The following is a 21813-nucleotide window of genomic DNA, read 5'->3' as shown; positions in this document are numbered from 1 at the left end:
AGTCTATATACCTTTAATTAAGCGTTATCATTAAAAAATAGAAATCTTAATATAATAACACTCGAACAACTTTTCCTGTTCTTTTTAAATTTATTTATAAAAAAATTTTTTAAAAAGAACAATAATAGTGACTTTCATCACAGCAATTCTTTCAATTTTTAATTAAAATTTAAAACCTAACTACATATATTTTGGAGCGTGAATGACTTGGAAAATAAGGCTTTACTGCAAGTTGAGAAGCTAGCTCTTAAGAAACATAAGATCTTTCATAAAAGTCCGCTTCGATACTTGTTACGTTCAATGCTAGCTAGCATGTTTATTGGTTTTGGAGTTATTGTTGCTTTTAAGGCAGGAAATTTCTTCTATATTGAGCATTCTCCCTTTGCTTATCCTATCGCAGCATTAACGTTTGGTGCCGCCATTATCTTAATCGCTTATGGCGGTGGAGATTTGTTTACTGGGAACACATTCTATTTCTCCTACACGGCTTTTCAAAAGAAAATGCGTTGGGCTGAAGTGATTAAGCTTTGGACTACAAGCTATATTGGAAACATTTTAGGTGCATGTTTCTTTGCGTTTTTTATTTTTTCAACTGGATTATTTTCAGATAAAGAAACGACAGGGTTTTTATTAAGTGTCGCTGATAAAAAAGTTCATCTTCCTACCTATGAATTATTTTTTCGAGGAATTCTGTGTAACTGGTTGGTTTGTTTGGCATTTTTTATCCCAATGAAACTTCAAGGAGATGGGGCTAAACTATTTACGATGATGTTATTTGTGTTTTGCTTCTTCATTTCTGGATATGAACACAGTATTGCAAATATGTGCACGTTTGCTATTGCTTTTGTTTCTAATCCACCTGAAAGTTTTACGCTTCCTGGAGTTGTTCATAATTTGATTCCTGTAACAATTGGAAATTTAATTGGTGGTGGAGTTTTAATGGGATGGATGTACTACTTTGTGAATAAGCCTTTTATGGCTGAAGAAAATGACGACTAATAAAAAGGAGGCTAACAAAAGTCAGCCTCCTTTTCTTTTACTTTTTAAATAGACCAAACGGCTTTCCAATCGGTAAGACAACCTGGCCAAAATGTGTATTTAAAACAACAGCTGCAGATCCGTAAAAAGATAGCAGAGCAATGATTAATTCTGAAACTGCGGCAAGCATATGTGTCGCCTCAGGCATCACACCAAGCGTGCTTAAAGATAAGCCGATGAACAAGAAATCGATGAAAACAAAAATGAAAAATAATACCTTATGAGTTTCCATTGCACCTATTGTCATATAAACGCTAAAGATTAGGTAACCGATGAATGCGACACCTAACTGCTTTGGATCAGCATTTGCTGCTAGTTCTTCACCAAATGCTCCTAATTGAATTAACCAAGACATTCCAACACCGAACCAAAATAGACCAAAAGCTCCAAATGCAGTTGTTCCAAAGATGTTGTTATGTTTAGCATCTTGAACACATGCGAATAATTGTGCTAGTCCACCTAAGAAGAATGCCCATGGTAAAATAAATGAAACTCCATCTGTTAACCCTAACTTTTGTGAAGAAGCAACGAGCGTTACCATTGCCAGTCCAAATAAACCTAACGCTGAGGGATCTGCTGTTGTAATTTTAACTTGATGTGTATTATGACTATTCATAACTTCCTCCTAAAAAAACATACTTAAATAAAATACAGAAGTTAGTATGCCATGTCAATCTGTTTTAAAGAAGTCGAATAATTGAAAAAACCAAGAAAAATGCACCTACCCTTGGTATATTTGAACTGTAATCGCAACCAATTTTTTTAAAAAAATCAGTAAAAAAGATGGAACAAAAAATGTCCCATCTTATCTCTGAAATTGAACACGATGAAGATTAGCAAAAATCCCGCCTTGTTCAATCAAATCATCATGTTTCCCTTGTTCCGCTATTCCGTCCTCAGTTACAACAACAATACGATCCGCGTTTCGAATTGTAGCAAGACGGTGAGCAATGACAAGAGTTGTTCTGTTTTTTGATAGCTCTGTTAGTGCTTTTTGAATGATAAGCTCTGTTTCGGTATCTAATGCTGACGTTGCTTCATCCAATATTAAGATAGGTGGATTTTTCAAGAACATTCTTGCAATGGCAATTCTTTGTTTTTGTCCACCTGATAACTTTAAGCCTCTTTCACCAATTTGGGTATCATAGCCAAACGGTAGTGATTCGATGAAGCTTTCTAGATGAGCACGTTTTGCTGCTTCTTCAATGTCCGCTTGAGTAGCATTAAGTTTTCCATAAGCGATATTTTCTCTTAAGGTACCTGTAAACAAAAACACATCTTGTTGCACAATTCCAATCTGTGAACGCAGAGAATGCTTTGTCATATTCCGTATATCAATGCCATCAATTTTTAATTCTCCAGATTCTACATCGTAAAATCGTGGAATTAATGAACAAATTGTCGTTTTCCCTGCTCCTGATGGACCAACAAAGGCAACGGTTTCTCCAGCTGAAATGGATAGATTGATATTATTTAATACGCGTTTATGTTGATCATAACCAAAGGTAACCTCATTGAACGCTATATCCCCTCTTAATGATTTTACTTCAACTGCGTCATTTACATCCTGTACATCAGGGTCCATGTCAAGCAACTCTGTAAAACGCTTAAATCCAGCCATTCCTTTTGGATACAATTCCATTAAGGCACTGATTTTATCGATTGGTTTAAACAAGACATTCACATACAAAACAAATCCAACAAGCTCACCATATGTTAATTGTCCTGTGTAACTTAACCATGCACCTACTACGAGAACAGCCAATGTAACAAATCTTGTCATCATATAAATTCCTGATAAACTAAAGGACATTACTTTATACCCACCAAGCTTAGCTTTACGGAATTTTAAATTATTTACAGAGAAACGTTCATTTTCGAATTTTTCATTTGTAAAAGATTGCACAACTCGAACACCAGAAACACTATCTTCTACTCGTGAGTTTACATCAGCAATTTCACCGTACATTTTCTTCCAGGCTTTATTCATCTTTAAATTACTTATAACCATAAGCCATCCTAAAAATGGGAAAATAACCAACGCAACCAACGCAAGCTTTACATTTACGGTGAACATAATCCAAAAGGCCCCTACAAAGGTCATAATGGAAATAAATAAATCTTCCGGTCCATGATGCGCAAGTTCACCGATATCCATTAGGTCATTTGTAATTCGGCTCATAATATTTCCTGTTTTGGTATTGTCAAAAAACTTAAATGATTGCTTTTGCACATGTTGAAACAATTGTTTTCTCATATCTGTTTCAATATTAATTCCAAGCATATGTCCCCAATAGTTCACGATATATTGTAAGAACGTGCTAATAATATATAACAAAAGCAAGGCGATACTAACAGAAACTATTGCAGACCAGTTTTCACTAGGAAGCAATGAATCAATAAACCACTGAACTGCTAATGGAAATGCTAACTCCAAAAGAGCTACGATAATAGCGCTACTAAAATCAATAATAAATAATTTTTTATGGGGAATATAGTACGAATAAAACCGCCTTAGCATGAATCTTTACTTCCTTTCCATTTTCATATAAATACTATTATATTAGCATAGGCTGATAAATTGATAGAATCTTTTTTACTTCAAGTGTAATTTTGAAACTCTTAGGCTTAATATCAAAAAACGGCCATTAATGTTGTTGAACAGATGAAACTAACGATATAATGAGAAATAGTACATTTGAAAGGAGTTAAAAAATTGGCAAAATTAATCGGTTATGTTGGTACATACACAAAAGGTGATAGTAAAGGAGTTTACAGCTTTACCTTAGACACAGATGCAGGAAAACTAAGTGATGTTAAAGCTGTCGCTGAATTGGACAACCCTACATATGTAAATTTAAGCCAAGACAATAAAAATCTTTATGCAGTCGTAAAGGAAGGAAACCAAGGCGGTGTTGCATCCTATGCTGTTGACAGTATAACAGGTGATCTTACAGCCATTAATCAACAGCTGCTTGACGGTGCTTCACCATGTCACGTAAGTGTAGACAGTCAAAACAAACACGTTGTGACGGCTAACTACCACAAAGGAACAGTAGAATCCTTTCTAACGAATGAAGATGGCTCAATCAATTCTGTTGTTTCAGTTATTGAACATACTGGTCAGGGACCACATGAAAGGCAAGAAAAACCTCATACGCATTATTCAGGCTTCACTCCTGATGAAAAATATGTCGTAGCAGTTGATCTTGGAATTGATAAAATCATCACTTATAAAATTAACAACGGACAGCTGGAAGAAGCTCATACGTTACTTGTGAAATCCGGTAGTGGCCCAAGACATATCACATTCCATCCGAATGGAAAATATGCTTATGTTATGACAGAACTAAGTAATGAAGTGATCACTTTAAGCTATAATTCCGACACAGGCGTGTTCACAGAGCTTCAATACAGCCCGGCCATTCCTGAAGATTTCACAGAAAATAGTCAAGGAAGTGCGATTCATATTTCATCTGACGGCCGCTTTGTTTATGCTGGCAACCGTGGGCATGATAGCATTGCTGTTTATAGTGTAAATCAAGAAAATGGTGAGCTCTCATTTATAGAATTTACATCAACAGAAGGAAATTGGCCACGTGATTTCGCACTGGACCCTACTGAGAAATTCATTGTAGCATCTAACCAAGAAAGCAGTAACCTTGTATTATTTGCACGAGATATTGAATCAGGGAAACTTAGCTTACTTGACTCACAAGTATCTGTTCCTGATCCGGTTTGTGTGAAGTTTTTGAATGTAAAATAAAGTATACAGGATGAGCTTTGATTAGCTCATCCTTTTATAGTTAAGGGAATGTTTCCCCCCAACACTTCACTTATTCATCGTTTCTTGATCTACATTAAATTCAATTAAATTAAAATCAGGGTCCATGCAAAAAATTTGTGCAAATCCGCTTTTACTTTTTGGTTTTTCCAAAATTTGAACTCCTTGGTTCTTCAAGTACGCAAGAGTCTCCTCATAATCATTTACTCTAATAGCAAAGTGACCTTCTCTAGAGTTCAATTCATTTACTTTTCGTAGTGTAGAAGAAACTTCATCCACAATTAAATGTAGTTGCTGAGCCCCAATTTGATACCATGCACCTGGAAAGTCGAATTTCGGTCGCTCTATTTCTTTAAAGCCTAAAACTGTCCCATAAAAATGTTTTGCTTTGTTTAAATCTATTACAGAAAGACTAACATGATGAATACCCTCGGACTTTATCAACAAAACCCACTCCTTTGAATTTTTAAAATTCATCTACCTATGGAATATAAATTGAATAACTTGATGAACTCTCTATATCAGGCTTCACCCATAGCGACCGTAAATCCGGCATGCCATATCCTGAAACTTCGATACCATTTAATGCCTTATGATAGTTTTGTTCTTCAATTGTGTGATAGGTCTGAATGATATACGCTTCTTCTCTTAACCAATTTTCTATGTTCTGAAACACGGCTGAACGCTTATTTAAATCATCTAAGGATATTAAATAATTAAGCTCTATATCAATATGTTGTTTTGTTTTAGGGTCTAGTGCCATTCGAAGCACACTATTATCACTTGAATACATCATATAAAGACTAAGTTCCTCATTTATCTCAAACGTTTCACCTGTATAAATGATATCGTAGAGACCAAGTACCTTTTTCTCATAGATTTCTGAGGCTTGTATGACGGACACCTCAATATTAAGACCTATTTGCTGACAATGCATTTTCAGCCATTCCATGTCCTCTTTTGCTTCTTTAAAATCAAATGTTGCAACCTTAAGTATTTGTCCTTCATAACCACTTAAAGACAGTAGTCTTTTTGCTTCTTCTAGATTATTTTGAAAGTGATTAACGATTTGTTTACTTTGGTCTAATCTAAAGCTATATGCAGGATATTTCCTTGGATATCCAAGCTCATTTACAAGTTTGAATGGGTCGATGATTTGTTGAATTGCCAAACGGAAATTTTCATTATGATGACACCCATTTCTATTCAAATTAAAGACGAAAAAAAAGCTGCCAAGCTCTTGATAAGTCGCTGTTTGATGCTCTTTTTTATTAACTTCTTCCTCTATCTTATCTAATTGTTCCTTTAAATTTGGCATATGCCAAATTTCAATTGTATCTAAGAAAGGTCTTCCTTGAAAATGATGAGGAAATGCCTCCAGCACAAGAAGATGCTCTTCATTTTTTTCCACTTGATATGGACCGGTGCCAATCGGCTTTAAAGGATCTAATTCAATATCATGAGGAATGATGGAAGTGAAAAAGCTGCTCATAACATCAAGAAACATGTAATTTGGTTTCTTCAAAGTAAACAGTATAGTAATGTCATCTATGATTGTTACTTTTTCTACACATTCAAACAGAGTGTGGTAAGGAATTTTTTGATTTGTCCTTAATCTCTCCATCGTATACTGAACATCTTTTGCTTGAAGTACTCGACCGTGGTGAAACATTACACCTTTGCGTAAATAAAAGGTCCATTCTTTTCCATTATTCTCTTCCCAGGCCAAGGCAAGGCCGGGAATATAGGATTTACTTTCCCGATCATAGCGAACAAGCGTATCAAAAATATGCTGTACAATGTGGGCTTCATGAACAATTCCAACAAAAGTAGGATCTAACGTATGAATTTTCATATTCTGAGGAATCTTTAAAGTATCTCTTCGACCAGTAGAGTGAGTGATCGACTTTAACCCAAAATGACTGTGCATATTATGTAAGAGTTTTTCTTTGATTACTTGAGAAAATTGAATACTCAAAATATAGGAGTATGCTTCTTCAAAATTCTTTTCAGCGAGCAGTCTTTGTACATTATTAGTAGCAGCCTCCAGTAATGATAGGTGAAAAAGTAAAGTTGATTTTCTCCCTCTTCCTTTTTGGGGCATCCATTTTAGATAACCTAATTCCATCATTTTCTTCATCAAAATATTTGTATTTCGCATCGTACAAGAAAGATGAAGAGATATTTCCCCTGTTGTTGTTTCAATCTTTTCTTCTTCCTTGTACATTTGATAGGCTAATCGCAAATTAACATAATGTTCAATAAGATTCATAGTTCCTCCTAAAATACGAAATCATGTTAACATCGTTTACAGTTTTTCTTCTTATTTTTTTCATTATAATAAAAAATGAAGAAAGAAGGTAGATAGCATGAAATTTCGTGACATACATTCAACGATAAAACTTAGATTAATAACAGACTTTTTTACTGATATTACTCAAATGTCTATTCTCCCGTTTATGGCCATTTATTTTAGTAGTCATGTTGGAGCCGGTATGACCGGGATACTTCTGATGATAAACATTTCTCTCTCCATTGTAGTGGCGTTATATTCAGGCTTCCTTTCAGATCGTTTGGGGCGTAAAAAAATGATGGTCATTGCTCAAGTAATTCAGGTCATCGCACTAACCGTGATGGCATTAGTCAACTCTCCGTGGGTTACTTCCGTTTGGATTACTTATTTAATGTTTGTCTTAAGTAACATGAGCTCTAGTTTAATTGGCCCTGCCGCAAATGCGATGATTATTGATATTAGCTCTGAAAAAGAAAGGCCCTTTATTTATGGTCTCGGATATTGGACTGGTAACATTTCGATTGCATTAGGCGCCGCAATTGGTGGTCTCCTTTTTGAAGATTATAAGTTCTTCCTTTTTCTTTTGTTTCTTATTGTCAGCGGCATTACTCTGCTTCTTATCATCTTTTTTATAGATGAGACATTAACTAAAACTAAGATAGATTCTGAAGAAATTCAACAAAAAGCAGGAATCATCAATCACTATATGGCTGTACTTAAAGATCGTGGTTTTATGTTATTTGTGCTAGCGACCATTTTCACAATGTCATTGGAATTTCAACTTGATAAATATGTTGCAGTAAGGTTAAAAAATGAATTTCACACTCACTTTTTCTCCATTGAAATAACAGGGATTAAGATGTTTGGGCTAATTATGCTTATCAATACCATTACGATTGTGTGCACCACTTTGTATTTATCGAAATGGTTAAATAAATATAATCCGAAAGTGATTTTAAGCATCGGTCTTTCTATTTACGCCTGTAGCTTTAGCGTTCTTGCGTTTAGTAATTCTTTTAGTTTACTTGTTATATCAGCTCTTTTATTTACTCTTGGAGAGCTTATGTATTCACCTGTTCGTCAAACGATTTTAGCAGGAATTGTTCATGAACAAGCTAGAGCCTCATATATGGCAGTTGACAATCTTTCTTATAACATGGCTATGTTATTTGGTAGCTTAGGTTTAACGCTAGGAGCATTTATTCCTTCTAAAGCTATGGCTGTTGTGTACTTCGGACTTGGTATTATAGGTTTACTTTGCTATCGATATTCAATTGGTATAAAGGAACGAAAATCAGTAGAACAAAATCAAAAGTTAATTAATACGTTTTAAGTGAAAAGTTGATTCAATTGAATCAACTTTTTTTAACTTCATAGTTAACCAAATTTGAATGAACTTTTCGGTTTTGACCAAAATAACATACGAGGAGGTTTTTACATGAATCATGCAACAATACTATTAATTAAATTTGTGACATGTCTTATTGCCTTTGGAATTGGTCTAGATTTGTTTTTTGATGCCACAATCGTTGATATTGTTTCATTTAGTTTATTTGTTACAATTGTTTCATACGCCGTTGGGGAATTAGTGATTTTACCTCAGTTAGGTAAAAGAGCTGCTGCAGTTGCTGACTTTTTACTCACATACCTTAGTGTTTGGGTCTTTGGAAGCTTCCTGTTTGAAAGCTATCTACAAGTAGCATGGGGAAGTATCATTTCTGCAGTTATCATTACAGGTGCAGAAGTTTTTGTCCATCTTTTTGTTGCAGAACGTCAAAACACTCCATCTCTTTCTAGAAGCAGAGGTCCTGCTTCGAATTCAAGATTAGCTTTTGGTACCGAAATGGCGGAAGAAGAAAATCTAAAAGATCTTTCTAATACGTTAAAAAGAAATGAAGATAACAAGAAATAGTTGTTATCTATTACATAACAATCTGTCATCAGCTAAATGATGATGACAGATTGTGCATGTTATGCTGATTCTTTATCTTCAAAAGTTCCCTCTTTCCTCGGATAGAAATTCTAGCACTCGCCTATTAATGTAACTTTGGTTTTCCATAGAGATGAGGTGACCTACCTCTTCTACCAACTCTACTGTCATACAAGGAGAAGAATTCTCAGCACGTTTGTAAGCCTCATCAACGTTATACATTACTTCATTTTGACCAAACATTAATAAAATTGGGTTCCTAATTGAAGCTAATTCCTCATCCGTAAACACATAAGGAAAACCATTTTCTTTAGGTGCTGTACTTTTAGAAGATTCGACCCAATTCATAGCTGCCACTAATTGTTCAGCTATAAAAGGATGTGGCTTATATCGATCATTAAAAATCCAGTTTAAAAACGATTGAACACCACTTGGATTCTGCACCATACCAAATGCATGTGTATAAAACCTAGAATCAAAAGGCACATATGTTGCAGCCGGACTCATTAATACAACCCGGTTCACTTTTTCTGGATAAAACAAAAGAAAATTAACTATATTTAGTGCTCCATAAGATAACCCAACGATATCTGTCTTTTTAATCTGTAATGTATCTAAAACATCTTTAAGCCAGAGCGCATAACTAGGGCGATCTATAAATTCTATTCGGGGTATACTTTTATTTTTATCTCCTAATATATCCACACATATAACCCTATAATTTTTACTCCATTCCATTACATTTGGGTACCACATCGTTGAACTCATGCTACCTCCATGCAACAAAATTAAAGATGGAGCAGTCTTGTTACCACTTTCAATAATATGTGTTTTTCCTTGAGCGGTGTTCACATAATAAGTGGAATACTCAACCGGCCAAAGCTCTAGACTTTTATTGTAAGAATCATGATATTGTGTTTCTTCTTTCATTATCATCTTTTCTCCCCTTCATTTATAATTAATAAATTAACGTACGATATAATTTGTATTATAAAAAATATTTTTGGAAACATCAACCATTTTTTATTTAAACTCGTTTTACTGAATACCATTTTTTCAACCTATCATGATAAAATAAACAAATAAACATACACTCGTACTTTTCATGGTTATATGTAGGAGGTTTAAAGTGACGGTAGAAAAACAAATATTATATTTGCTTTCCAAGGTAGAACAATTAGAAGGGAAAAAGATAATCAGTATTTATGAGGCAAGAAACTATACTCCTCAAACGATTCGAAATATCTTATCGAAATTAAAAAAAGAAAAATTTATTACTTCACCTCAGCGTTCAGTTTATGCAATAACTACATATGGACGGGATTTTATCACCACGGTTAATCGAACACAAAATTTTTATCAGTATCATTGGAATCATAAATGGTACATGATTTTAACTGAGATCCCTGAAACAGAACGAAAAAAAAGAGATGCCTTTCGAAGGCAGCTCATCCAACTTGGCTTCGGCCAATTATATAATAGTGTTTATATTTATCCTTGGAATCTAACAAACAAGGTACTAAATATGATCGATACATTAGAGATTGAAGAATATGTAACCATTCTTGTTAGTGATGAATTTCTTTTAAATAAGATCCATAATCAAGGAGCAAAAGGACCAAATGAAGCAGCAAAAATATGGGATCTTGAAAGGGTTCATAACATCTACACAGAAAAACTTGATTGGATTAAAAATGAATATGAACCAAAGCTTCATCCTTACTTAAATGGAAACCAGCAAGATCCTTTAAAACTATTTATTTTCTATTTAGAAATCCAAGAAGTTCATGACATGCTTCTTGCAGAGGACCCCATGCTACCTCCTGAATTTTTACCAACAAGCTGGTTAGGAACCAGAGTTTTAGCTCATATCACAAAAATCCAAGCATCACTAGTTAATCTCATTCCAAGTGATTCTTTTTACAATCAGTTTCTTAAACCTGTTAATAACAATGACAAATAAACATACTACGCCTCAAGCCCTAGTCAAAATAAATCTAGGGTTCATTGTTGTGTTCCTTCCTTTTCCTTATGATAGAGATAACAACAAATTGTACCGAAAGGAAAGGTTAACATGATGAAAAAATTATTTTTGCTTTTATTTTTTATCGGAGGTTTGTTCCTCATCATTCATTCAAACACTACTTGGTTTGTTTTTGGAGGAAATGGTTCTTCAGCAGAGGTTTCAAATAAAGTAGATAAAATTGAATTAGATATTTCTGGAGCTAGCACGAAAATTATTCCTGAAAATACAGATCAAGTAAGGGCTGAGTTAGAAGGAAAAGGGAAAGTAGTGGTAACAGAGAATGGAGATACAATTACTGTAGAATCAAAATCTCAAAAATGGTTTCACATATTTTCTATGTTTAATAAGACTGAAATAACCATATATATTCCAGAGGATTATCAAAAGGAACTTATTATTGATAGTGGCTCAGGTAATGTTACATTCAACGGACAGTCAAAGATGAAATTGGATGCTTTAACAATCGACATGAGTTCTGGAAATGTCCAAATAAGTAGGTTAACAGCAAATGATTTGGAGCTTGACGGATCATCAGGAAATGTTAACCTTTCATCTATCTCAACTGAATCTGGAATTTTTGATATGAGCTCGGGAAATCTTACGATTAAAGAACATACTGGGAAAGTAGAGGCTGATCTTTCCTCTGGGAAAATAACCTTAGAAATGAACAAACTGATTGGTTCGATCGATGTTGAAATCAACTCTGGTTTAGCAACAATCAATCTTCCATCAGATGCTGACTTTACACTTAATGGAAGTATTGGAAGTGGTCACATTTCTTCTAGTTTTGATTTAAAAGAATTACAAAAGAATTCAGATCAAATGTATGGTGTTTACGGTTCTGGTAAACACCAAGTCAACATTGATGTTTCAAGTGGAAAAGTAGAAATAAACTAAATAAAAATAGGAGGATAACTACAGGGATTAAGTCCTGTTTGTTATCCTCTTCTCATTATCGAGATTTCTTTTTTTCTTTCCTTTCTTGTCGTTCAAAATGGCATTCATTACATATTTGAAACTTAAATTTATGAGACAAATTTTTCCCGCACACTTTACATACTTTCTTTGTTATTTGAACACCAGACTTTAGATGCTCATGAATTTTGTCACTAATTTCCTCACGTAGTCTTTCCCAGTAATGAGCTTCAGTGTTCCGACCTAATTTATATAAAAATAATAAATGGAGACCAATTGATTTATAAGAGAGTTCAAGGTCTTCTAAACCTGAATCTTTAATTAAAGGATCAGGCAGGTCCTCTCCATCAACAATTGCTTCTAGCTTTTGTTTCCATTGAGCTCTAAGGGTCGGTTCATTCGTTGAGAACGGTAAATGTAAAAAACCATATAAATCTGCCATAGATAGTTTTGCTTCGATAATTGTGTCTTCAATCATTTCATACAATAGCTTTTCTTCTGCAAGGGAAGCTTTTTTTGTTCCCTTTGGACTTTTAAATTGATCCCATAAATAAAAAAACAAACCAAGTTTTCGCGAATATTTTTGAAACCGTTCAAGCACACCTGTTGTCGGGGCAATCGCGAAACCTTGAAGTGGGTCATCCTCTTGATCTAGCAGGCGGGCCATTGATTTTGGGTTGTGTACAAATGCTACCTTCCCAATATTATAAATGCCTCTCCTGCCGGCACGACCAGCAATCTGTTTTACTTCTTGTGAAGTGAGCCACCTTCTTCTTGTACCATCAAACTTATCATTTTCTAAAAACACAATTCGTCGTATAGGTAAATTAAGTCCCATGCCAATAGCATCTGTCGCTACAATAACTGTCGTCTCACCGTTAATAAATCTCTGCATTTGCTTTTTTCTTGTTTCTGGAGGCATGCTTCCATATATCATACTAACTTGACGACCTGTTCTTTGCAGCTCAGAAGCTGTCTCAAGCACTCTCTTCCTCGAAAAGCAGACTAATGCATCACCTCTTCTCGTTTGATTCAGGCGAAATAGCTGTGGTTCAACTTCTAGAGGAATATCTCTAATATATTCATGAATTTCGATATCAGAGTCACCGAGAAGCTGTAAAATCATTGGTTTTGCATTAAAGCTGCAAATTATATGAACCTCTTTTGCATTTGCTTTTGTTATGGCTTTATACCAAGAAAACCCACGATCTTTATCAGCAATCATCTGTGATTCATCAATCACTACCACATCATAAAAATCTTTTTCATAAAACATTTCAACAGTACATGCTATATGGGCAGCACCTTCAATTGTTTTTTCTTCTTCACCGGTTTTCAAAGAACATGGAATACCCTCTGCATTTAACTTTTCGTAGATCTCAAGAGCTAGCAATCGAAGAGGAGCCAAATAAATACCACTATTTGCGTCCTTCATACGTTGAATCGCCTGAAAGGTTTTCCCTGTATTTGTTTCTCCAACATGAAGAATATATTGGATATTTCGGCCAGCTGGTGGATTATATTCTCTCCCAAAAATATCATCAACCATCCTGGCTTCTTCTTCTTTTCTTCGTTTGATCTCTTCTAATTCTTCAACAACCTTTCGTTCCCGCTCTGAAAGGTCATGCTCAAAAATTTTCTGATGTGCTTGAAGATCGAAAGGAGTATCGATAAGCTTTGTTAAATCTGTTACATACTCTTCTAGTAAGTCAGCAAAAAATTCTTCTGCAAGTTCCATAAATAAATCAAAGGCTATTTCCTTAATTAATGTATCCGGCACAGGTCCATGAAAGACATGCTTATATTCATCAAAAAGGTCGGTAGATAAACGTTCTTTAATCCAATTGGGTCCAAAATCAAACAAATAACCTGATATTAATCGTTCATACATTTCTGTCATGTCTTCTTCATATTGATGTCTGTTATAAGCTAGATGTGCTTCATCATATAAATAAGTTGAAAATGTTAAGCCTTCAGAAGCAATTACAACACCTTTTTGTTCAATTTCAATTGCAAGATGAGAACCAACTAAATAACGAACATAAAGATATAGCTCTTCATAGTTTTCGTTAAGTAGCTCCTCTATATAAAATTCAAATTTCAAAATTAACTTTTTGGTAAGTTCACGGTGTTCCTGCATTTTTCTGCGATCTTCATACGATTCTTTTGCTTTCTCATATCTTTCGTTCCAATGATCACTATGATTCAAGAACATGTCATCTAACCAGTTTAGAACATGAAAGGCTTCGACATCTCTTATTTCATTTCGAAACATTTGGTTTATTAACTTCTTGGTTATTCCTTCTAAGTCATATCCTCTGTCTATTAAAAATTCCTTTTTCTCATAACTCGCTGCATGACTTGCTGTTGTATTTAACCATGAGTTCAACCAAATTTGATCAATATACTCTCCACGTTCTCTAACATATTGTTCGTATGAAGGTAATGTTTCCTTCTTTTCTAAATACTTATCTATATCTTCTAAAACCTTAGTTTTAGTACGCTCAACTGCCATTGTATAATAACTTGCTAATATGTCATTCATGATAAAACTCCTTCACCATGTAGGTTATCTCTAGTTTCTATATTTCATAATCAATTCATGTATGTATTGGCAAATTTGTAGTGGTTCTTTTCATTGTAGATGAAAAATATGAAAAAGTGGTAATATAATGACCGCTAAAACGCGTGGGAATTAGCTGGAGGAAATTTTTCTTTAGAAACTAAGCAATAAAAAAAGAGCTGATGGCAGCTCAATTTAGTGAAGCAGTTCATTTAATATCTGTACATGTTGTCGATCTTTATCCAATATCTTTTCAATAAGCTGCCGACTTTCCTGATCTAAATCTCCTCTAACTATTTCCTCTGACATCCCAATTCCATAATAACTTTCACCTTTTTTAGCACTTTCAATAATACCTTCTGTTGTGTCTGGGATTTGGAATTGGCTGATGAATCCTTGAACAGAACCAACTACTCCCTCACTACTAACAGGAGTACCTCCAAGATTTTGAATTCTTTCTGCTACTTGTAAAGCATGCTGTTTATGCTCCTGTTGCATCGTTTGAAATTGTTTTTTTATTAATCCATCATCAAGCTTTTCAATAAAATGTTCATAAGAACGAATCCCCATATATTGTCCTTTTAAAAATTCATTTAAAGTATCGATAACATTTTCCTCTTTCAATCACATTTCTCTCCTTATTAATCGTATATTAATTAAGTATGTAATGCGTCAACTTGTTGTTTTATTAGGGTTACTTCCTTTTTCTTTTAAAAGCTGAAAACCATAAAGCAATAGTGCTTTAAATTGAAAAACGAATAGCAGTTGTAATCTAGTCATACGAACCAAAGAACTTACTCCTAATTTTTGAAACCAGTTTACTAGTTGATACGAAAAGAATGAATCAACAAGCAAATTGATCAAAAGATATAGATAAAATTTCCCATAAGTGAATTTCATAATCCACAGAGAGCCTATAAAAAAAGGACCCCAAATGAGTGGTGTTTCACCCTTTATTTTTGGATGAATACTTTCATAAAACCACCACCATCTTCTTTTTTTGGCAATATAACTTTCCAGCCATACAACAATTGAAATAAATAAACTTGCAGGATAGTACCGTTTAAATGATTTTTTATCGATAAATGGCAGAGAAAACCAAGGAAGGATCATCATTAAAAACAATAAGAATCTTGAATATTTAAGCAAGTATAGTTTCTCCTCCTTTTTTCTAATTTCATTTAAACACTATCTGAAAAAACTTTCTTTTACTAATAAGTTTTTGCAAGGACGAGATAAATATACGATCTATTTTCATAGAAAAAGCCCACTATAAAAGTGGGCTTTTGAAATATTAAATATTTTTTATAGCTAATTGCTCCTTAGACTCAAGTTCTTCGATCATCTTAAGCCATGCTTCAGGCTTGTTAGGTAGTACAGTATAATACCTCTTCAAGAATGCTACAACTAAATCCGATTGAATAGTTGTGTTGTTTTCTCCCATTGGTAAGAAGCAAAGATCCAGACCTGTGACAGCCTCTCCATCATTATTCCATGAAGGATGAACATAAGGAAAATCAATTCGTTTATAACCAAGGTGAGCTAATACTTCTCGACGTACATACGGATCCATCGGTTTTACACCGCCAAATTCAAAATCTTCAACACGATAAGGATCATAGATTTCCGCGAACATACCTGATAGCTTTTGTCCATTTTCATTAGCTAGTTGCTGCAGATCATGAGATCGCTTGTTTGCTAAGAAAGGTCCAACTCCAAGGCCGGCTTGACCAATAATCGTAAAATCAGTCATTGCGACATTAAAGTCTTCATAATAACGATACTCTGTTGCTCCGACAACTTTGCCTTCGTGAACAGCAACAAATACACGAATACCTGGATCTTCTAAAGGCTCTTTCCAAAGGTTAAATTCCAACACTTCTTCGGGAGGAAAAATTTCCTGCATGAGTTGATGCATTTGTGCAAAAAGTGGATCTTTAATATTTGTTATACGGTTATACTCCATTAATATTCTCCTTTAATGATTATTCAACATGAAACGGATTCTTCCATTCCATAAGAGTGCCATAATGGCATGATTCTTCATCTTCTAAGTAGTTTGATACTACTCCAATTGGTGTTCTGCTGCACCGTAACAAAAACGTTAAAACAGGATCTTTAATTGTTCCTTTTACAACAGCTGCTACATATTGCTCAGGTGACATATTGTCAGACTTTTTATGATAGCCGGGCATACGTCCACCACCTAGCAATCGTTCTAACCCTAAATGAATAACCACTTCATACATTGACAGCATCAGCCATTTTCCTAGACCTAATTTTCTATATTTAGGCCTTACACCTATATCGACAACATATAAGGTGTTGCCTTCTGGGCTATGATTACGGATGTACCCGTTATCTGTTATTTCTCCCCATGTATGGTTAGGATGATCCGGATTAAAATCTACAATTAATGCAGTCATTGATCCTGCCATCTGCCCCTCAATCTCAATACATAAAGCACCTTGTTGAAATAATTCAATGTGGTTTTCCAATTGCTCTTCATTCCACCAAAGCTCTGATGGAAAAGGAGGAGGAAAACTTTCTTGCTGAATTAGGATTAAATTTTCGAAATCTTTTTTTTCATAGTTACGAATTACAGCTTTAATTGGTTTATCTTGGTCGAAAACATAAAATTCTTTTCGATACATAGAAACCTCCTGTTTAATACGTTACTTTTTCTGGTTCCCAATCAGGATAAAGATCCGTACGACGATCTCTCCATGTAGTAACAGAGCCTGTGAGGCGTACTTTATACAGAAGCTCTAAATTCAAATCTGCTGTTACAATCATATCTTGATTAATTTCACCTTCAACCATAATTCCTTTTGGCGGGAAAGGAACATCGTTCGGAGTAATAACAGCCGCTTGCCCGAAGTTTCCTCTCATAAAATCAACTGTTTGAAGAGATCCAACTGTACCAGTAGTGACAACGTATACTTGATTTTCAATTGCTCTAGCATGGCTTGTGTAACGAACACGATGGAAACCATGACGATCATCTGTACAAGAAGGACAAAAGATTACATCTGCCCCCTTTGCCTTTGCCATTCGAACAATTTCAGGAAACTCAATATCATAACAAGTTAGCATGGCTATTGTCCCTTTTTCTGTTACAAATACTTGCAGACTATCACCTGCACTCATATTCCACTCTTCTACTTCGGTAGGTGTAATATGCAGCTTTGCTTGTTCAGCTACTCGACCATCAGGATAAAAAAGATGTGCCACATTATATAACTTACCTTCTTTTTCTATGACATGAGTTCCACCAATAATATGCATTCCTGTACTCATGGCAAGTTCAATAAATAGAGATCTATATTTTTCAGTAAAATCGGGTAAACGATAAATAGGTAATGCATTACCTTGTTCATCCCCAATGGATAATAATTGTGTGGTAAAAAACTCAGGAAACAAAATAAAATCTGAACCAAATTCTTCAGCTGTTTTAACATAGTGTTTGACTTGACTTGCAAACTCCTCAAACGAATGAATCGTGTGAAGGTGATATTGTACCGCAGATACTCTTAAGTTCATTCTTAAACCCTCTTTCAATCAATCTATGGAATGATAAAATTCTCATGGATGCTACTATCCACATTATTAGATAACAAACAATATTTTACAAGTACATACTTTACTTTCACTAAGTGTAGAAAAGTATACTAATGTATTTTACAAAGCATAATAAAAAACCACAAACAAAAAATTGCGGTTTTAAAAACTTCTTTAAGCTACTAGTCTTATCAAACTATTTCTGATAGAATTTACTCGTACAATGATTTAACCTTTTGTAGATCTTCTATTAAATCATTCAATTCCCCTCTAGTTAATCGTACAGGTAATTGATCATATAAAGTAATAAATTGCCCACCATCTTCATCTTTATGCTTTGTTAGATATTCATAAAGCATTAATAATTGCCTTTCTTTTAAAGTAGATTCTGTATGAAAATGCTTTACAGTATGTATTGAAAATTCATTCATGGAAAAGTCAAACTCTCCAGAAATAATTGTACCTTCTATTTTCATCCTTACACCACCTTATTTTCAGTATTAATTATTTTATCCTTTATAATTCTCAGTTATTTTGGAAATATTTAATTTATCACATCTTTATTTTTCTTAACCTCAACATCCTTAGAAAGGACTATTAATTATGGAAAAATTCTTTTCAAAAGTCCAAAAATGGCAAGATAAGCATACCCTTCTTCGAGTGGCATATACGAAAACGAAAATAGGGAGAACTTCATTTTCTGGTCGTGTTATTCATTTATCTCCGGATAGGACTCAACTTTTATTTTATAATGTTGATACAAAATCTGTATGTAGCCTTGGATTGAATGAAATTGATGATCTTGTTCCCTACGAAAATAACTAGTATGTTCCAAGTAACTATCCTCTATAACAAATACACTTTTGTCATATTATAAGAATGATCGTCGAAACCCTTATCATTTATTGGGAAATTGGCTACAATAAATGTTGCAATCATACTATTCAAGGAGTTTCAAATAATGCAAAAAAAGACAACCCTACAACTTATCTCAAATTTAACACTCTATAGGGCATATAAAGATGCGATCAAGTTAAAAGCATCCGATGAATTTATTCATTTATTACTGAACGAAATCGAATCCCGCCCGATGCCTCTACCAATCTCAACCAAAAAATAATCCTTATTATTTTTATATTATTACGACAAATTGCAACAATATCATCTAAAATTCAACTCCCTCCTGCGAGAAATGCTGAAATATATTCTGAAAATTCTTTATTTTATTAAATAAAATATGGATTTATATGATAAAATTGTAAATAAATTATTAAGTTTATGTAAATTTTATCAACTACAATTATTGTTCAGGGGGCTGTGCCAATGATTTCACCAGTAACTTCCTTTCATTTACCTGAAATATTACAAGATGTGATCCCTACTAATATAAGCAGCAATAAAGTTATATTTGTTTGCATAGGGACAGACCGTTCAACAGGTGATTCATTAGGTCCATTAGTAGGTTCATTCCTAAAAAAGAAGGGTTACAGAAATGTAATTGGTACAATAAACAACCTTGTACATGCTAAAAATTTAAATGAGAAGCTAAGTGAAGTTCCTATAAATAAGAAAGTAATTGTAATCGATTCAATGTTAGGGAAAGTTGACTCAATCGGCAAGTTTTATGTATTTGATGGAGGATTAAAACCTGGTGCAGGGGTCGGTAAAGAGTTAGATGCTGTTGGCGATTATAGCATTTCAGGTGTGGTGAATGTAGGAGGATTTTTATCACAGCAAGTGCTTCAATACACTGAACTCTCCCTTGTATTAAAAATGGCAGAAGAGATAACTGAGGCGATAGAAAAGAGATTTCCTCTACCAGAATGGTTAAGAACATCCAATGAAATGAATTGGAGAATTACATCTTAATTTAGAAAAAAAGATTGATGAGACGTATAGTAGTCCATTCAATCTTTTTTATTTTTGCTCTATTTTTAAGAAAGAGTCTTATATTCTATGTTCCTCACAATACTGATCAATTAGCGCTTCAATATTATCATGAACCGGAAAATCCCCTGAAAAAGAGAACTTAATTTCTTCAACAAACTCACCTTTATGATAAACATGTATAGCCCCATTTTGATTTATTACACTAAACTCAGGTTCAAATCGGTATCCCATTCTCTCTACAGCACCCAACTCCACACAACCTCTCAATAGATTCTAATAGTGGCTAGTATGAACTATATGACATTTTTTATCCTCTTATTTGACATCCTGTTGGTCCAAATTTTTGTATCATTCTCATCCATTATTTTCAAAGATTCTATCGCAGTGCTGCTTGAATGTTATAAGTAAAAAATAATCTACTTAGATTACTTTGTATGCTGAACATTACACTTTAAATTTTCTAACAATGCCTTGTAAATCTTCTGCCACCTTTGATAGGGAATTTGCCGATGCAGCGATTTCCTCCATTGAGGCAAACTGTTCTTCTGCTGAAGCAGCAACATTTTGTGAGTTTCCTGCTAAAGGTAATTCATCTATTGTCTTTTGTCACAATTCAAGCAGGACTCACATATGATAAATGGGTCAAATGCCCAAAAATTGATGATTGAATGAATACTTTCCTGGAGGGTGACTTCAATGAATAAAAAAATTCAAAATAAGGATAATGCGAACTTAAATTTAATGCATACTGAAATTGCCATGAACGAGTTAAAAACCTTTTTCGAACACACTTTTTCAGAAACTTTAAATTTATTAATGGTTTCTTCACCTATACAGGTACATAAAGATAAGAAAGATTTACATTCTTTCATAAATTGGAAAAGAACAACCCTTTTTAAATACGGATTTACACATGGTGAGGGATTATATACAAACCTACGATCATTAAAAATAAACAATGCTCTAGAACAATTTAATTCATTTTATACTGAAGAGTGGGAATGGGAAAAAATCATCTTAGAAAAACACAAAAGTATAGAATATTTGATCACAGAAGTGAAAAATATCTATAGTTCGATAAAAAAAACTGAAGATTATATGAACGAATTTCATCCTTCCTTACAACCTGTTTTACCAAAAGACTTTCTCACATTGCCTAAAACAGAAATTGAAAAAGCATACCCTGACACAACACTCAAGGATGCTGAAGAAAAATTAATAAAACGTTGTGGAGCAGTATTTTTTCTTAATGAATATAAAAGTACAAATGATGAGTCTTCTACTATTGGATTTATGAAAGCGTGGAATCCACTACTTAAAAAGCCAGTTACATTGTTTTCAATTGGCTTACGAGCAGATGTAGAAAAATGCAGTTCAGTTGGTGGAAAAGTGGATCATACAAATTTATGTATGCTACTTCTAAAGAAATTATATAATAACGAGGTAAAACCATGTAGTTGGAAAGAAGAAAATGATGTGATAAATATACCACTAGGAACTAAATAGAAAATGAAAAAGAGACCACTAGTGGTCTCTTTTTTGACGCGCCTTAGAGGATTCGAACCTCTGACCGACGGCTTAGAAGGCCGTTGCTCTATCCTGCTGAGCTAAAGGCGCAATATATAAAGATAAAAATGGCTCCGCAGGTAGGACTCGAACCTACGACCGATCGGTTAACAGCCGATTGCTCTACCACTGAGCTACTGCGGAACAAAATGAAATATTCATGATTTAAAGTGGGCCTAAATGGACTCGAACCATCGACCTCACGCTTATCAGGCGTGCGCTCTAACCAGCTGAGCTATAGGCCCAT

23 protein-coding genes and 3 tRNA genes are annotated in these 21813 nt (G+C 34.2%); 10 read left to right on the top strand and 16 right to left on the bottom strand.

The window, feature by feature from the left end; all coding sequences use genetic code 11:
• The first annotated feature begins 207 nt into the window (after positions 1-207).
• Entirely contained in the window at positions 208-999 is a 792-nt protein-coding gene (locus ACEWK1_RS09445; protein ID WP_416636070.1) for a formate/nitrite transporter family protein, read from the top strand.
• A gap of 37 nt (positions 1000-1036) precedes the next feature.
• On the opposite strand, the gene ACEWK1_RS09440 is transcribed toward ACEWK1_RS09445, so the two are convergent.
• Positions 1037-1654, bottom strand: a complete 618-nt coding sequence (locus tag ACEWK1_RS09440; protein ID WP_416636069.1) for an acetate uptake transporter — start codon at positions 1652-1654, stop codon at positions 1037-1039.
• A 189-nt stretch (positions 1655-1843) separates the two neighbouring features.
• Complete coding sequence (locus ACEWK1_RS09435; protein ID WP_416636067.1) at positions 1844-3559, bottom strand: ABC transporter ATP-binding protein; 1716 nt, start codon at positions 3557-3559, stop codon at positions 1844-1846.
• A 195-nt stretch (positions 3560-3754) separates the two neighbouring features.
• Between ACEWK1_RS09435 and ACEWK1_RS09430 the strand changes: the two genes are divergently transcribed.
• Positions 3755-4804: a lactonase family protein gene (locus ACEWK1_RS09430; RefSeq protein WP_416636066.1), complete on the top strand. Its 1050-nt coding sequence runs from the start codon at positions 3755-3757 to the stop codon at positions 4802-4804.
• 66 nt (positions 4805-4870) lie between these two features.
• Here ACEWK1_RS09430 and ACEWK1_RS09425 read toward each other — a convergent pair whose 3' ends face one another.
• Both ACEWK1_RS09425 and ACEWK1_RS09420 read right to left on the bottom strand, forming a co-directional pair.
• Positions 4871-5266: a VOC family protein gene (locus ACEWK1_RS09425; protein ID WP_416636064.1), complete on the bottom strand. Its 396-nt coding sequence runs from the start codon at positions 5264-5266 to the stop codon at positions 4871-4873.
• A gap of 37 nt (positions 5267-5303) precedes the next feature.
• On the bottom strand, positions 5304-7094 hold the full coding sequence (locus ACEWK1_RS09420) for an ABC transporter substrate-binding protein (RefSeq protein ID WP_416636062.1): 1791 nt from the start codon (positions 7092-7094) through the stop codon (positions 5304-5306).
• Positions 7095-7191: 97 nt separating this feature from the next.
• Between ACEWK1_RS09420 and ACEWK1_RS09415 the strand changes: the two genes are divergently transcribed.
• Both ACEWK1_RS09415 and ACEWK1_RS09410 read left to right on the top strand, forming a co-directional pair.
• Complete coding sequence (locus ACEWK1_RS09415; protein ID WP_416636061.1) at positions 7192-8448, top strand: MDR family MFS transporter; 1257 nt, start codon at positions 7192-7194, stop codon at positions 8446-8448.
• A 105-nt stretch (positions 8449-8553) separates the two neighbouring features.
• Positions 8554-9027 carry a YndM family protein gene (locus ACEWK1_RS09410; protein ID WP_416636060.1) on the top strand — a complete coding sequence of 158 codons (474 nt, stop codon included), beginning with the start codon at positions 8554-8556 and terminating at the stop codon, positions 9025-9027.
• 78 nt (positions 9028-9105) lie between these two features.
• Here the strand turns inward: ACEWK1_RS09410 and ACEWK1_RS09405 are convergent, their stop codons facing one another.
• Positions 9106-9975: an alpha/beta fold hydrolase gene (locus tag ACEWK1_RS09405; RefSeq protein ID WP_416636059.1), complete on the bottom strand. Its 870-nt coding sequence runs from the start codon at positions 9973-9975 to the stop codon at positions 9106-9108.
• Between the two features lie 199 nt (positions 9976-10174).
• Here ACEWK1_RS09405 and ACEWK1_RS09400 point away from each other — a divergent pair, with 199 nt between their 5' ends.
• Both ACEWK1_RS09400 and ACEWK1_RS09395 read left to right on the top strand, forming a co-directional pair.
• A complete protein-coding gene (locus ACEWK1_RS09400; RefSeq protein ID WP_416636058.1) occupies positions 10175-11008 on the top strand; it encodes a PaaX family transcriptional regulator C-terminal domain-containing protein in 834 nt (277 codons plus the stop codon).
• 111 nt (positions 11009-11119) lie between these two features.
• Positions 11120-11968: a DUF4097 family beta strand repeat-containing protein gene (locus ACEWK1_RS09395; RefSeq protein WP_416636056.1), complete on the top strand. Its 849-nt coding sequence runs from the start codon at positions 11120-11122 to the stop codon at positions 11966-11968.
• Positions 11969-12023: 55 nt separating this feature from the next.
• On the opposite strand, the gene ACEWK1_RS09390 is transcribed toward ACEWK1_RS09395, so the two are convergent.
• The 7 genes from ACEWK1_RS09390 to ACEWK1_RS09360 all read right to left on the bottom strand — a co-directional run bounded on the left by ACEWK1_RS09390 (position 12024) and on the right by ACEWK1_RS09360 (position 18586).
• Positions 12024-14531 (bottom strand): DEAD/DEAH box helicase, encoded by a 2508-nt coding sequence (locus ACEWK1_RS09390; protein ID WP_416636054.1) that lies wholly within the window; start codon positions 14529-14531, stop codon positions 12024-12026.
• A gap of 213 nt (positions 14532-14744) precedes the next feature.
• On the bottom strand, positions 14745-15173 hold the full coding sequence (locus ACEWK1_RS09385; protein ID WP_416636053.1) for a ferritin-like domain-containing protein: 429 nt from the start codon (positions 15171-15173) through the stop codon (positions 14745-14747).
• A gap of 48 nt (positions 15174-15221) precedes the next feature.
• Positions 15222-15698, bottom strand: a complete 477-nt coding sequence (locus ACEWK1_RS09380; RefSeq protein ID WP_416636051.1) for a hypothetical protein — start codon at positions 15696-15698, stop codon at positions 15222-15224.
• A 145-nt stretch (positions 15699-15843) separates the two neighbouring features.
• Positions 15844-16515 (bottom strand): GNAT family N-acetyltransferase, encoded by a 672-nt coding sequence (locus ACEWK1_RS09375; protein WP_416636049.1) that lies wholly within the window; start codon positions 16513-16515, stop codon positions 15844-15846.
• A gap of 19 nt (positions 16516-16534) precedes the next feature.
• Positions 16535-17203: a GNAT family N-acetyltransferase gene (locus ACEWK1_RS09370; protein WP_416636048.1), complete on the bottom strand. Its 669-nt coding sequence runs from the start codon at positions 17201-17203 to the stop codon at positions 16535-16537.
• A 13-nt stretch (positions 17204-17216) separates the two neighbouring features.
• Positions 17217-18092 (bottom strand): carbon-nitrogen hydrolase family protein, encoded by an 876-nt coding sequence (locus tag ACEWK1_RS09365; protein ID WP_416636046.1) that lies wholly within the window; start codon positions 18090-18092, stop codon positions 17217-17219.
• 230 nt (positions 18093-18322) lie between these two features.
• Positions 18323-18586, bottom strand: coding sequence for a hypothetical protein (locus ACEWK1_RS09360; RefSeq protein ID WP_416636044.1), 264 nt, complete (start codon positions 18584-18586; stop codon positions 18323-18325).
• Positions 18587-18713: 127 nt separating this feature from the next.
• Here ACEWK1_RS09360 and ACEWK1_RS09355 point away from each other — a divergent pair, with 127 nt between their 5' ends.
• The 3 genes from ACEWK1_RS09355 (at position 18714) to yyaC (ending at position 19979) form a co-directional block, all read left to right on the top strand.
• Positions 18714-18935 carry a hypothetical protein gene (locus tag ACEWK1_RS09355; protein WP_416636042.1) on the top strand — a complete coding sequence of 74 codons (222 nt, stop codon included), beginning with the start codon at positions 18714-18716 and terminating at the stop codon, positions 18933-18935.
• 136 nt (positions 18936-19071) lie between these two features.
• Positions 19072-19230 (top strand): sporulation histidine kinase inhibitor Sda, encoded by a 159-nt coding sequence (sda, locus tag ACEWK1_RS09350; RefSeq protein WP_416636040.1) that lies wholly within the window; start codon positions 19072-19074, stop codon positions 19228-19230.
• 203 nt (positions 19231-19433) lie between these two features.
• Positions 19434-19979 carry a spore protease YyaC gene (gene yyaC, locus ACEWK1_RS09345; RefSeq protein ID WP_416636038.1) on the top strand — a complete coding sequence of 182 codons (546 nt, stop codon included), beginning with the start codon at positions 19434-19436 and terminating at the stop codon, positions 19977-19979.
• 78 nt (positions 19980-20057) lie between these two features.
• On the opposite strand, the gene ACEWK1_RS09340 is transcribed toward yyaC, so the two are convergent.
• The gene (locus ACEWK1_RS09340; RefSeq protein ID WP_416636037.1) at positions 20058-20249 is read right to left on the bottom strand and encodes a YbxH family protein; all 192 of its coding nucleotides are present in this window, start codon (positions 20247-20249) and stop codon (positions 20058-20060) included.
• Positions 20250-20696: 447 nt separating this feature from the next.
• Between ACEWK1_RS09340 and ACEWK1_RS09335 the strand changes: the two genes are divergently transcribed.
• The gene (locus tag ACEWK1_RS09335) at positions 20697-21506 is read left to right on the top strand and encodes a hypothetical protein (protein ID WP_416636036.1); all 810 of its coding nucleotides are present in this window, start codon (positions 20697-20699) and stop codon (positions 21504-21506) included.
• Between the two features lie 37 nt (positions 21507-21543).
• Here the strand turns inward: ACEWK1_RS09335 and ACEWK1_RS09330 are convergent.
• The 3 genes from ACEWK1_RS09330 to ACEWK1_RS09320 all read right to left on the bottom strand — a co-directional run bounded on the left by ACEWK1_RS09330 (position 21544) and on the right by ACEWK1_RS09320 (position 21811).
• Positions 21544-21617: transfer RNA gene (locus tag ACEWK1_RS09330), tRNA-Arg, on the bottom strand.
• 18 nt (positions 21618-21635) lie between these two features.
• A tRNA-Asn gene (locus tag ACEWK1_RS09325) sits at positions 21636-21710 on the bottom strand.
• 27 nt (positions 21711-21737) lie between these two features.
• Positions 21738-21811, bottom strand: a tRNA-Ile gene (locus tag ACEWK1_RS09320).
• Between the last annotated feature and the right edge of the window lie 2 nt (positions 21812-21813).

Origin of the sequence: Metabacillus sp. YM-086 (assembly GCF_048059995.1) — a bacterium.
Taxonomy (GTDB): Bacteria; Bacillota; Bacilli; order Bacillales; family Bacillaceae; genus Metabacillus; species Metabacillus litoralis_B.
The sequence above is the reverse complement of the archived record's forward strand: the minus strand, read 5'-3'. Positions and strand labels throughout refer to the sequence as shown.